Origin of the sequence: Marinomonas posidonica, assembly GCF_043643765.1 — a bacterium.
In the GTDB taxonomy this organism is placed as follows: Bacteria; Pseudomonadota; Gammaproteobacteria; order Pseudomonadales; family Marinomonadaceae; genus Marinomonas; species Marinomonas posidonica_A.
The window spans coordinates 180560-193647 of sequence record NZ_JBHZSP010000001.1; the positions used below are offsets into that span (position 1 = coordinate 180560).

General features: G+C 46.8%; 12 protein-coding genes. 4 read left to right on the forward strand and 8 right to left on the reverse strand.

What is annotated here, in order from left to right:
* Positions 1-22 precede the first annotated feature (22 nt).
* The 8 genes from purH to dsbD all read right to left on the reverse strand — a co-directional run bounded on the left by purH (position 23) and on the right by dsbD (position 9625).
* Positions 23-1600: a bifunctional phosphoribosylaminoimidazolecarboxamide formyltransferase/IMP cyclohydrolase gene (purH, locus tag ACHUFM_RS00930; protein WP_394179056.1), complete on the reverse strand. Its 1578-nt coding sequence runs from the start codon at positions 1598-1600 to the stop codon at positions 23-25.
* Positions 1601-1682: 82 nt separating this feature from the next.
* The gene (fis, locus tag ACHUFM_RS00935; RefSeq protein WP_013795600.1) at positions 1683-1961 is read right to left on the reverse strand and encodes a DNA-binding transcriptional regulator Fis; all 279 of its coding nucleotides are present in this window, start codon (positions 1959-1961) and stop codon (positions 1683-1685) included.
* Positions 1962-2065: 104 nt separating this feature from the next.
* The gene (gene dusB, locus ACHUFM_RS00940) at positions 2066-3034 is read right to left on the reverse strand and encodes a tRNA dihydrouridine synthase DusB (RefSeq protein WP_463514051.1); all 969 of its coding nucleotides are present in this window, start codon (positions 3032-3034) and stop codon (positions 2066-2068) included.
* A 166-nt stretch (positions 3035-3200) separates the two neighbouring features.
* Positions 3201-4610, reverse strand: coding sequence for a zinc-ribbon and DUF3426 domain-containing protein (locus ACHUFM_RS00945; protein WP_394178672.1), 1410 nt, complete (start codon positions 4608-4610; stop codon positions 3201-3203).
* Positions 4611-4655: 45 nt separating this feature from the next.
* Positions 4656-5546, reverse strand: coding sequence for a 50S ribosomal protein L11 methyltransferase (prmA, locus tag ACHUFM_RS00950; RefSeq protein WP_394178674.1), 891 nt, complete (start codon positions 5544-5546; stop codon positions 4656-4658).
* A 117-nt stretch (positions 5547-5663) separates the two neighbouring features.
* Positions 5664-7004 carry an acetyl-CoA carboxylase biotin carboxylase subunit gene (gene accC / locus ACHUFM_RS00955; RefSeq protein WP_394178676.1) on the reverse strand — a complete coding sequence of 447 codons (1341 nt, stop codon included), beginning with the start codon at positions 7002-7004 and terminating at the stop codon, positions 5664-5666.
* A 21-nt stretch (positions 7005-7025) separates the two neighbouring features.
* Positions 7026-7469 (reverse strand): acetyl-CoA carboxylase biotin carboxyl carrier protein, encoded by a 444-nt coding sequence (gene accB, locus ACHUFM_RS00960; RefSeq protein WP_394178678.1) that lies wholly within the window; start codon positions 7467-7469, stop codon positions 7026-7028.
* Between the two features lie 260 nt (positions 7470-7729).
* Entirely contained in the window at positions 7730-9625 is a 1896-nt protein-coding gene (gene dsbD, locus ACHUFM_RS00965; protein WP_394178680.1) for a protein-disulfide reductase DsbD, read from the reverse strand.
* A 67-nt stretch (positions 9626-9692) separates the two neighbouring features.
* Between dsbD and ACHUFM_RS00970 the strand changes: the two genes are divergently transcribed.
* Genes ACHUFM_RS00970 through ACHUFM_RS00985 form a run of 4 tightly spaced genes read left to right on the forward strand, consistent with a single transcriptional unit; the run spans position 9693 to position 12393 of the window.
* The gene (locus tag ACHUFM_RS00970) at positions 9693-10559 is read left to right on the forward strand and encodes a hypothetical protein (RefSeq protein WP_394178682.1); all 867 of its coding nucleotides are present in this window, start codon (positions 9693-9695) and stop codon (positions 10557-10559) included.
* Between the two features lie 13 nt (positions 10560-10572).
* A complete protein-coding gene (locus tag ACHUFM_RS00975) occupies positions 10573-11622 on the forward strand; it encodes a DUF2333 family protein (protein WP_394178684.1) in 1050 nt (349 codons plus the stop codon).
* A gap of 28 nt (positions 11623-11650) precedes the next feature.
* Positions 11651-12190 carry a GNAT family N-acetyltransferase gene (locus tag ACHUFM_RS00980; RefSeq protein WP_394178686.1) on the forward strand — a complete coding sequence of 180 codons (540 nt, stop codon included), beginning with the start codon at positions 11651-11653 and terminating at the stop codon, positions 12188-12190.
* Positions 12187-12393 carry a DUF4250 domain-containing protein gene (locus tag ACHUFM_RS00985; protein WP_394178688.1) on the forward strand — a complete coding sequence of 69 codons (207 nt, stop codon included), beginning with the start codon at positions 12187-12189 and terminating at the stop codon, positions 12391-12393. The genes ACHUFM_RS00980 and ACHUFM_RS00985 overlap by 4 nt, the downstream gene beginning before the upstream one ends.
* Positions 12394-13088: the final 695 nt, after the last annotated feature.

Below are 13088 nucleotides of genomic sequence, written 5' to 3' on the forward strand. Positions count from 1 at the left end.
AGCGCCAATCAATGGAAACCTCTTAGTGGCGGAAGTGGCGCATGCCAGTGAAGACCATTGCCATACCCGCTTCATCCGCTGCCGCAATAACTTCTTCGTCACGCATAGAGCCGCCAGGTTGAATAACGGCTGTGATGCCAGCTTGAGCGGCCGCATCAATACCATCACGGAATGGGAAGAAAGCATCTGACGCCATAACGGAACCTTCGACTTGAAGGTTCTCGTCTGCCGCTTTAATGCCAGCGATTTTTGCACTGTAAACGCGGCTCATTTGACCAGCACCCACACCGATCGTCTGACCGGCTTTCGCGTAAACAATGGCATTGGATTTAACAAACTTAGCGACTTTCCAGGCGAACAACAGGTCGTTTAGCTCTTCCGCTGAAGGTTGGCGTTTTGATACCACTTTTAGATCTTCCAACGTAATGGCACCGTCGTCGCGATCTTGTACTAATAAGCCACCGTTAACACGCTTGTAATCCATGGCAGGGATTCGATCTTGTGACCATTGACCACATTCTAGCAAACGGACGTTTTGTTTTGCTGACACAATGTCAGCCGCTGCTTGGCTAACACTAGGGGCAATAATGACTTCAACAAATTGGCGGTCAATAATGGCTTGCGCTGTTTCTGCATCCAATTCTTGGTTGAACGCAATAATGCCACCAAAGGCCGACGTTGGGTCTGTTTTGAACGCCAAGTCATATGCTTCAAGCTGGCTTGCTGCTGTCGCAACACCGCAAGGGTTAGCGTGCTTAACAATGACGCAAGCAGGCTCTTGGAAGCTTTTAACGCATTCTAGGGCTGCATCGGTATCGGCAATGTTGTTGTAAGACAGTGCCTTACCTTGACGCTGTTTGGCGGTGCTAATAGACGCTTCTTGTGGATTAGCTTCGACGTAGAACGCGGCTTTTTGATGTGGGTTTTCACCATAGCGCATTTCTTCTTGCTTGTTGAATTGCAAGTTGAAGGTACGGGCGAAGTCGTCACTGCCACCGTCTACTTTTTTGCCGAGGAAATTAGCAATCGCACCGTCGTAATTTGAGGTGTGTTCGAACGCTTTTACCGCAAGGTCAAAACGTTGTTCATAGTTAAGGCCACCCTCAGTGTTTAGGGACTCCAAAATAGCAGAGTAGCTGTCAGGAGAAACAACAATGGCTACATCTTTATGGTTTTTTGCGGCAGAGCGAACCATGGTTGGACCACCGATATCAATGTTCTCAATGGCCATCGGTAGATCGCAGTCTGGGCGTTCAATGGTCGCTTCGAATGGGTATAAATTGACCACAACCATATCGATTTCATTGATGCCGTGTTCTTTCATGATGTCGCCATCGATGTCGCGACGCCCAAGAATACCTCCGTGTACTTTCGGATGCAGTGTCTTAACGCGACCATCCATCATTTCAGGGAAGCCAGTGTAATCGGACACTTCAATGGCGGCGACTTGGTTGTCTAGTAATAGACGGTAAGTACCACCTGTAGAAAGGATTTCAACGCCTTGAGCGGTCAGTTCGCGGGCGAATTCGACAATGCCTGTTTTGTCGGAAACACTGATTAACGCTCGTTTGATTGGAGTCACTGTTTTTTGATTTGCCATCATGGTTCTCGCAATGTAGTTAACATTAAATAAACAAGGGGAAGAAACAAAAAAAGGGCGACCCCGCCCTTTTTAGTAATGCTTATAGCATGCCGTATTGTTTTAGCTTCTTGCGAAGCGTACCTCGGTTTAAACCAAGGAGTGTGGATGCTTTAGTCTGATTGTCTTTTGTGTAATTCATCACCGATTCAAGAAGAGGTGCCTCAACCTCTGCTAATACTAATTGATATAAATCAGTAACCGGCTGCCCATCTAAATGAGCGAAATAATTTTGTAGTGCTTTCTCAACATTGTCACGAAGGGTTTGTGACTGCTCAGAAGAAGCGGCTTGAAACGTATGTGTTTGAGTTTGTTCTACCACAGAATGACCTTCTATTTTTTTAAAGCTAACCATTTAACAATGGCACTGGTGATTAAACGATACACCGTTTAAACATCAGTGCATTCGGTACCAAAATTGTTCGCCTACTGACGAGCAAAGAATTCTTCTAACTGATCGAGTTGTTCTTGCGTATTATCAATACGATTGAACACGCTACGAAACTGAGTGTTATCTGCTAACGTTTGCAGATACCAACCAACATGTTTGCGAGCAATGCGCACACCAAGATAGTCACCATAAAACTGATGTAAATTGTGTACGTGCTTGATAACCAATGCTTTCACCTCTGCAAGAGAGGGTGGATCTAACAATTCATTAGTTTGTAAATAGTGATTAATCTCATTGAAAATCCAAGGTTTCCCTTGTGCCGCGCGGCCAATCATGATGCCATCCGCTTGCGTATAATCCTTTACAAATCGAGCGGTCTTCGCGTCCTTTATGTCACCGTTGGCGAATACAGGGATTTGAATAGCCTGCTTTACTTCTGCAATGGTGTCGTACTCGACGTTGCCCTGAAATTTGCATTCTCGGGTGCGGCCATGAATGGCGAGCGCTTGAATGCCAATGTCTTCTGCCATCTTAGCAATGGTCATCGCGTTTTTCTCCTCTTGACTCCAGCCCGTGCGAATTTTAAGGGTGACGGGCACCGACACACTATTTACCACTGTTTCCAGTATATCGCGAACTAGGCTTTCATCTTTCAATAGGGCTGACCCTGCGGCTTTATTACAAACCTTTTTAGCAGGACAACCCATGTTGATGTCGATGATCTGAGCCCCCAACGCCACATTTTGACGAGCGGCTTCGGCCATCATTTGAGGGTCGCCACCGGCAATTTGAACGGATCTAGGGGACACTTCATGGTCGTGAACCAAACGATGACGACTTTTGGTTGAGTTCCACAGCCTGACATCCGAGGTAACCATCTCGGAAACGACTAGCCCCGCACCTTGGTCATGACAAAGGCGGCGAAAAGGCAAATCGGTTACGCCAGCCATAGGGGCCAGAATAACGGGCTTTTCAACGCAATATGGGCCAATAGCAAATGCCATGATGTTCCTGAATACTGGATTGAATGTTAAAGATCTTCGACTGTGTCGAGCGGGCGTGAATAATACCTAGGCATTTTGTATTTTTGAAGTCTTGACAGGCGAAAAATTGGCTATTTTTTGTGCTTTTTTTGATCCTGTTGGAAAACTTCTCTAGAAATACCCTGTTTTAGTAAGAACGCGTCTCCGCTGGGAAGGCTTTTAATTCATGCGTGACGGCTCGAGCGCCAGGGTCTTGTATTGGAATCACTAAGTGGATTGGCGTGTTGGGTGGCATGAAGGTAATGTCGAGGAAGTCCTTGTGCAGATAGGCGCTAGGCGAAAATAGGCGGGCGGCTACTGGTTTACCATTTAAATCATAGAATTCTAGGGCGATTTTTGGCATAGGCTGAGAAAACGCACTGTTGTTGGTGATGATGGCATTGACCATTAAGGCATTCGGAATATCTGGGTGGCTCTGAATGCGCACATGTTGAATGGAAATCGCACTGACATCATCAAACCTTGGAAGCGTGCAGCCAGTGTAGGAGCAAAGCATACGATATAGCCCACGGAAATGAGCAGAGCGACTGCCCTCATCAAAGTAATGGTTTGCGACTTGTCCAACCAGAATCCCTATGCCAACCAACATAGCCATAAACCACAGCCAAGGGTGTGATCGTTTGACGGGTTTGCTGGGAGTGGATTCATCTAGCAAAGGGGCAAGACTTTGCTGCGCTGACAATTGCTCTAAAAAGCTGTGCTGATGACCCGCTTCAGAAGGACGAGTTTGCTCCGCAGCGGTTTGCGCTAAGGTATGCAAGGCCGTCATGTAATCGGGCTCAGGGCTTGGTGCAATGTTGTCTTTGGCTTTGGAAACAGTGCTTTGAGTCGCTGTCGCCGTGATAGTGGCATTAGCGGAGAGACGGTCTGCACCTTGTTGTGCCGGTTTGTTGTTCGTCGCTGTTTGTGTATTCGCTTTGGTCGCAAACCGCTCCTCTGTGTCAGGTCGAGAAGGATTTCTACGTGCTTGCGGTTGGCTGTCAGTGCGTTGTGATTTTGCTTGCAGTGCCGCTTCGACTTCCGCTAGTTCCACTTCCCAAGGGGCTAATTCATCACTTGATTGGGTGGCCGGCGTCTGAGGGGCTTGGCGACTCGGCTGGAAGTTATATGCGTCGTCCTCTTCCATCATAGGGGTAGAATGGTTGTGGTCCATATCCTGCTTGCTGGCAGGTTGTAAATCCTCGTCGGTGAACAAGGTGTGCAACCAGTCTGGGTTAACGATGTCGTCAGCAGGCGCTAAACGGTTGTCTGCGTGTAAGTCCTCTTTTAATGAGTAGGATGACTGAGCAATACTCGTGTCAAATGGCGTCTCTTGAGGTGTGGACTTAGATGTTGGCGCTTTGGTCGGTGTTTTAGGTTGAGCATCAGAAGAGGCGGTGGCCGGGTGTTTGGGGCTATTAGCCACCGCCTTAGCGGCATCAAAAATATGGAAACATTGGCCACAACGTACCTTGCCCTTGGCCATACTCAATACTTCGTCACTGACACGAAATGCCGTTGAACATTTAGGGCAGCGAGTGGTTAAGCTATTGGCCATGGGCGTGTTTCTTCCTTAATCTAAAACAATAGTGCTGGTTGTGTTTTATGCGTGTTTAGTACCGACAATGCGAACCCATTCATCGCATTCTGTAACGTTTTCAATGGTAAACCAATCTTGATAAGCGTAAATCACTTCTTGCGCTTGGTTTGCTAGGATGCCAGACAAAGCCAACTGCCCTCCAGTTTTTACCAGTGCCGCAATGGTGGGAGCTAGATCGGCCAGAGGGCCTGCCAAAATATTAGCGACCACAATGTCAGCCTGCAAATCGGATTCATAAGGTGGCAGTTTGACTTCCAAGCGGCTAGGGTCAATGTCATTGCGCGAAGCGTTTTCTTGGGTGGCTTGTACGGCTTGTGGGTCGATGTCGATGCCCACCATATTGCTGGCACCAAGCAATAAACCGGCAATGCCTAGAATGCCTGAACCACAACCATAATCTATGATGGTTTTGTCTTGGCAATCAATACTGTCTAACCATTTTAGACACAGTGCTGTCGTTGGGTGAGTGCCCGTACCAAACGCCAAACCTGGGTCTAACATCAAGTTGACAGCACTTGGGTCTGGCACATCACGCCAGCTTGGGCAAACCCATAAGCGTTCCCCAAATTGGATCGGATGGTAATTGTCCATCCATTCCCTTTCCCAATCTTTGTCTTCAAGAATTTCGATTTTTAGATCAATGTCGGTTTCACCAATGGATTCAGCTTTATGCTCTAGTACTGGGCGAATCTCGTCGATTTTGGCTTCCGCTTCAAATAAGCCTGTTACCTTGGTGTTTTTCCACATCGGGGTAGTATTGAGCTCTGGCTCATAAATAGGGTCGTCGTGGATGTCTTCAAAAGTAACCACCATGGCACCGCACTCTAGTAGAGTGTCTTCGAAAGCAGGGACATGGTCAGGAGTCGTGTGAATACGTATTTGCAACCAAGGCATAAAAGATGTCCAACAATGAATAAACAGGAATAGAATAACGAAGCTTGATGCGCGAGGCGAGAGGAAAATGACAGAGTCTGGTGAATATTTTATTCACCAGACTCTGAGCGCGAATCATTAAAGACCGAGCTTTTTCTCCAAATAATGGATATTTACGCCACCTTCGATGAAGTTAGCGTCATTGGCTAGATCTTTTTGTAGCTCAATGTTGGTTTTGATGCCGTCGATGAAGGTTTCATCTAACGCGCCAGAAAGGCGTTTTAGAGCAGCAGTACGATCCGCCGCATGACAAATGATCTTAGCGATCATAGAGTCGTACGTTGGTGGAACCGAGTAACCACTGTATAGATGAGAATCAACACGGACACCCATACCGCCTGGTGCATGGAAATATTCCACTTTACCTGGGCTTGGCATGAAGGTTTTTGAATCTTCCGCATTAATACGAGACTCAACCGCGTGGCCGTTCAACTTGATGTCTTCTTGTTTCAAAGACAATGGCAAGCCACTGGCGATGCGCAATTGTTCTTTCACAATGTCGACGCCTGTTACCATTTCAGTGACAGGATGCTCTACCTGAACACGAGTGTTCATTTCAATGAAGTAGAAATGGCCATCTTCGTATAGGAATTCAAATGTACCTGCACCGCGGTAGTTGATCTTGATACAAGCGTCTACACAGGCTTTTAAACAAGCTTGGCGAGATGTTTCATCCAACATAGGCGCTGGTGCTTCTTCCAATACTTTCTGGTGACGACGTTGCAAAGAACAGTCACGATCGTATAGGTGAACCGCATTGCCTTGGCCGTCGGCCAGTACTTGTACTTCAACGTGACGCGGGTTGGTTAGGAATTTTTCCATATAAACCGTGCTGTCGCCGAAGTAAGAGCCTGCTTCAGATTGAGTAACGCTGATCGATTTTAGTAGGCTAGCTTCGTTATGAACAACGCGCATACCACGACCACCACCACCGGCAGCCGCTTTTACAATCACTGGGAAGCCAATTTCATTGGCAATACGCAAGCACTCATCTGGATCAGAAGGCACAGGACCGTTTGAACCAGGTACGGTTGGTACACCAGCTTCTTTCATGGCTTTAATCGCAGAAACCTTGTCACCCATTAGGCGAATGGTCTCCGCTTTTGGACCAATGAAGGCGAAGCCTGAGTTCTCAACCTGTTCTGCAAAATCTGCGTTTTCTGCAAGAAAACCGTAACCTGGGTGAATGGCAGACGTATCTGTTAATTCAGCGGCACTGATAATCGCAGGAATATTCAGGTAACTTTGAGCTGATGGGTTCGGACCAATACAGATGGATTCATCTGCTAGGCGAACATGTAATAAGTCACGGTCAATCTTTGAGTGAACCGCAACGGTTTTGATACCAAGTTCTTTACACGCACGTAGAATACGTAGCGCGATTTCGCCTCGGTTAGCAATCAATACCTTATCAAGCATGATAAAACCTTTAATGTTGGGTTATACAATGGTTACTAGCGGTTGGTCGAATTCAACTGGCTCGCCGTCTTCAACTAGGATCGCGCCGATAGTACCTGCTTTATCTGCTTCGATTTGGTTCATCATTTTCATTGCTTCAACGATACAAATGGTATCGCCAACGTTTACTTTCTGGCCAACTTCAATGAATGGCTTCGCACCCGGTGCAGAAGACTTGTAGTAGGTGCCAACCATTGGAGATTTAACAGTGTGACCTGTGATAGCAGCTGGTGCGTCAGCAACTGGCGCCGCCGCAGGAGCTGCAGGCGCTGGTGCAGCAACAGGTGCTGGAGCAGCAACTGCGGTGACGACTTGTGCACCACCACGACTAATACGAACGGCTTCCTCGCCTTCCTTGATCTCGATTTCGTAGACGTTTGACTCTTCTAATAGTTCAATTAGTTTTTTAATTTTACGAATATCCATGGGTACTCTCTTCTGTCTGTATTAGTTTATCAGTGCAATACACGCTGATGGTTATAAATATAATTACTTTAAAAGCGGCTTTAAACAAAAAAATGTTGTCTAAAAAAAGAAATGTTAAAGCTTGTAATTGAAGAGATTATCGGTAAAAAGCGGGATATTGTCCAGTTCTTCGGGGAAATATCATAAAAAACTCAAGATTGCCTGTTTTTTGACCTACTGTTAACCTGCCTTTATTTGCCGAAACCTTTTAAAGTGAAATTTTAGAAAAGCACCTGAAGACGGTTTAGTCGACTGATCAGTTCTGCCTTGCTGGGTTCTCCGACCAAGGCCAGTTCAGAAAGTGGACGTCCTGAGGCGTCTAAAAACACCAAAGACGGCGGTCCATACAAATTAAACTGTTTCATCAAAGCTTGATTGGCCGCGGAGTTCTTGGTGACATCCACGCGAACGAGACGAACCTTCTGCAATAGCGCTTGCGCTTCAGCAGAAGCCAACATGGCTTCCACTGTTTTACAGCTCACACACCAATCCGCGTATAAATCCAACACCAGTGGTCTTGGGTCGTCATGGACAAGTAACTGTTCTAATTCGTCTAAACGGCTGATTTGTTCGTCGAACAAGGGGGCGGTGTTGTTCGCAGCAGAGGACGATAGGTGAATGCTTTGCAGCGGTTGCAAGGGAGAGGTCGCACCACTAAAGCCGCCCACTATTTGTACGCTACCTAATAAGCACAGCAGCATCGCCAAGAACCAGCGTACAGAATGAGACGCGATGGTAATCGCGCGATGCACAAAATAGCCACTCATGGCCAAGGCTAGGATGCCCCATAAAAATAAATGGCTCGACATGGGTAACCAACGATTGAGCAGCCAAATGGCGACCGCCAATAACCCAAAGCCCAGTAGCACTTTAATGTCTTCCAGCCAGTGACCGCCCTTAGGCAGCATATTGGGGCCAAACAAACCGACCAATAACAAGGGCACGCCCATCCCCAGCGCCATAACAAACAAAATAAAAGCACCGTAGAGAGCATCTCCTTGACTACTAATATAAAGTAGCGTGCCGGCCAATGGCGCAGTCACACAAGGGGAGACAATTAACGTGGCGAGAATACCTGCAATAAAGACACCAAGGCTCGCTCGCCATAAGGAAGACGACTGTAAATCAAACGCCGTCAATTTATTCTGCCAAGAAGAGGGCATTTGTAACTGGAATACACCAAACATGGCCAACGCCAACAGAATAAAAAGAACCGCACTAATAATGACAAAGACCGGACTTTGCAATTGCGCTTGTAAGTTGAATTGTAAGCCAAGTAACCCGACTAGACCGCCAATAGCGGCATAAGCGAACGCCATACCCAATACGTAAATCAAACTTAAATAAAAGCCTTTAAAGCGTGACGGATGGTTTGCAGTGGCACTTTGTGTGCCAATAACAATCGCACTGACAATGGGCACCATGGGTAAAACGCAAGGGGTGAGAGAGAGTAATAATCCCAAGCCAAACATCAGTAATACACTCTGCAGTAAGCCATTGTTTTGCAGATCCGTCAGAATAGCTTGGGCAACCGAAGGTTCAAGTGTCGACGCCGCATTTACCTTGTTGGCGTCATTGGCGATAGCTGAAGGTCTTGTATCGGCCTCCGCAGTCGACAAACGCTCGGGTACCGTGAACTGGATAGGAACCGTTTGTGGTGGATAACACAAACCTTGATCCGCACAACCTTGGTAATTTAAGGTGGCTTGAATTGGCGTGCCTGCAGGCAGTTGAATGTCATAATAAATGGGTAAACGAACTTGTTGGCGATAAATGATCACCTTGCCATAGTACTCATCTTCATGGTCCTGGCCTGTCGGAAACGGCGCGAAATACAAATGATTGGCTTGCGGCCCCGAAATACTAAAGCGTTGCTGGTATAAATAATAGCCGTCAGCGATGTCCCATTGAGCGCTAAATTGACCTTCTACAGGGGCACTAACGCTTAATTGGAAGGCTTGCTCGACGGGAAGAAACTGCGGTTGTTCAAGAGAAGTAGTAGGCGCAAAGGTAAACGCATAGGCCGAAAAATGAAACAGTACAGCAAACAAAGCAACAATTAGGCGCATAGATAAATTCAACAAGTAGAGAAGGCCAAATAGTGATAAAGTCGTCATTTATCACCTCGAATGAAGAGAGTAGACTACCAATCCACCTTAAAGTTGCCAAATGTAAGGGGCTAAATTGAGTAAAAAGCTAATTTCTTTACTGTTTTCTGTGGTTCTCTTAGCCGCTTGCCAAAACCATCCGGTCTCTCAAGAACAGGCCGAGCCGGTGTTGGCGCCAGAAACCTCAACCGCGGAAGCCGCGCCAACCTCGGCTGAGCCAGAGTCAGCAAACGCCCCAGCGGTAACAGACACCCCAGTATCCGTGCCACAACAAGTACTCACACCTGCCCAACAGCTAACACAATCGCTGATCGAAAAAGGTCGTCAAGCTATGTTGTCGGATCGTTTATTAACGCCAGCCGAAGACAATGCCAACCTGTATTTTCAAGCGGCTTTGGGGCGAGACCCAGGTAACTTTGAGGCCACACAAGGCATAGCTCAGATCGTTGAAATCTATACGGATTGGGCATGGCAAAAAGCACAATATCGTCAATACCGCCAAGCGGAAAAATATTTAGACAGCGCACGATCGGTGAATGCCCAAGACCCTTTGATTGTCGAGATAAACAGTCGTATTGAAGACCTAAAGTTAAAACGTCAACAGCAGGCAGAGCAAGCCAAGCAACGACGAGCGGTTGCTCTAAAAGACACGGATCGCTCGACCGCCACCGAAAGCCAGTCTGAATCGAGTGTGACAGAGCAAGACGGTGTTTTTACATTACCAAAAGATTTATTTACATTGAGCGAAGAGGAAATAGTTGTCAAAATACAGCCTATTATTAACGCTGTTGCGGCCACACAGAGTCGCTTAGAAATCAATTGGCCAAATGATAAACAGGCTCGACTGATTTACCAAATAATCAACAGTCGCGTGACCGATTTTCGTGTGCGAGCCATGATCTTCCATAGGGCCCGTTATACCGTAGTGTTACAACAAGATTAAGGTGGTACAAAAGATGTCTTGGTTAAAGGATAAATGGCAAGCTTTAAAAGAGCGTTTGAACTTTTCAGGGGTCGGAAAAATCGCTGCGGTTGTGGTACTGGTTTTGGCCGTATTGTTGAGCTTCTTAGGCATGTACTGGAGCAGTGAGCCAGATCAATTTGATGTAGTGGCCAGTGCCAAAGAACAAGCTGCTGAACGCGGTTACCTAAACAACAGCAAAAAGCTGGTGGTTGGCTACACCACTGCCAGCACATTGCACACTCTAGTGTCGACCCTACTAGATAAGCCGGGTGGTTTTATCAGTAACGATTTAATGCCGCCGGGTTTGTTTATGGACAACATGCCTGCCTGGGAGTTTGGCGTATTGGTTCAATCCCGTGATTTAGCGCGGGCGTTTCGTAAAGAGTTTAGCCGTTCTCAGTCTCAATCCACTGAAGACGTGAATTTGAAAATTGCCGAGCCACAATTTAACTTTGATACCCGAAGCTGGGCGTTGCCATCCAGTGAAAGCGAATACCGCCGTGGTAACAAAGAGCTTCTGGAATATCTCGATCGTTTGGCGGGGCAAGGCAACGACAAAGCAAACTTCTATGCTCGTGCTGATAACTTATCGGACTGGTTATCAGACGTGAGCACGCGTTTGGGCAGCTTATCACAACGTCTGTCTGCCAGTGTTGCCAATGTGCGCGAAAACACTGATCTGGCTGGCGACAGTAGTGCTCGTCAAAGTAATGATTCAGGTTCCTATCAATACGTAAAAACCCCTTGGTCAAAAGTCGACGACGTATTCTACGAAGCGCGCGGTGCAAGCTGGGCCTTAATCCATATTCTTCGCTCTATCGAAGTGGATTTTGTGTTTACCCTACAAGACAAAAATGCCTTGGTTAGCCTGCGTCAAATCATTCGTGAATTGGAAGCCACGCAAGCGAGCATCTGGTCGCCGATTATTTTGAATGGCAGTGGTTTTGGTATGTTGGCGAATCACTCTTTAGTGATGGCGTCTTACATTTCTCGTGCGAATACGGCTATCATTGATTTGCGCCGTTTGCTTGAACAAGGCTAACCCGCCAAGAGTATAAGGAAAGGCAGAAGTGGCTTTAAACTGTGTTGTTCGTCACGCTGAGTTTGAAGACGCTTCTGCCATGCTCGACATTTTTCGCCAATGCGACCCGCACTCGACCTTAGTCAATCGTCATAACGACATTAACCTGTTGGACGTCATGGACTGGCTAGAAACCACCACAGACCGACACCCCATATTTATGGCGGAACAAGACCAGCAAGTGATCGGCTGGTGTTCATTAGAAGCCTTCTACGGTTTACCTTCCTTCGATCAAGCTTGTGAAATTAGCCTATATGTCTTGCCGTCATGGCAAGGTCAAGGGGTTGGCAAAGCCTTACTGGAACACGTCATTCAACACCGACAAGAGATTGGCTTTCTGCACCTTGTCGCCTACATCTACGCAGGCAACGACAACAGCTTGTGTTTCTTCAAAGCCAACGAGTTCCAAACATGGGGCAAACTGCCCAACATTGCTCGCAGTGAAGAACGGGTTGAAGACGTATACCTTTTAGGGCGCGAATTTGAGCTTTTGGATGACAGCAGCGTGAGGGAAGAGGTATTCACATGAACCTAAATAAGCAAAACATCGCCAGCATGGACATCAACATGCTGTTCAGCATCATTAATCTCAAACTGCGCAACGATTTTTCGAGTTTGTCGTCATTATGTGCCAGTTTTGAGATTGATGAACAACAGCTCACTGAACGACTCAAGAGTGGTGGGTTTCACTTTGAAACCAAAGAGAATCAGTTTAAGAGAAACCCCCTCTAACTCCCCCTTCGTAAGGGGGAGAACTTATTGTTCCCTCCCTTTTTAAAGGGGAGCCAAACCAAATCTTTTATTCCCTCCCCTTATCAAGGGGAGAGTTAGGGAGGGGTTATTGAGCCTGAGAATTTTTGGGTTTCCTCGGATTAGCTTTGCTTGGGGAGCATTTTTCCGCTCTGCTGAGCGGGTAACTTTTGCCAAACGATGCAAAAGTAACCAAAAAATCTTTTTCAGAATCATAAGGGCTCATTTCTTTTTGACGCTTCCGATATCTATATAGCGTTCTGTACCGTAAGGTGTTGAATGGCACTTATAGCTGGAGGTTGACTGTCGGTTACTGACTTGGGAAGACCATAAGGTCGCGCAATCAGGATCGCGTCGAACTGACAAGGGTTGATTGGCTCATTACCTCTTTTTACGTTTAAAAGCGTTTCAAACCTAAAGAAATCTCTTGTTCCTTCCCCTTATGTCTTCAAGGGGAAGGCTAGGATGGGGTTAGTCCAGCAGCCTCAAACGAACTCATTGCCATCTACAACCAAACCAAATCTCTTGTTCCTTCCCCTTATGTCTTCAAGGGGAAGGTTAGGATGGGGTTAGTCCAGCAGCCTCAAATGAACTCATCATCATCTACAACCAAACCAAATCTCTTGTTCCTTCCCCTTATGTCTTCAAGGGGAAGGTTAGGATGGGGTTAGTCCAGC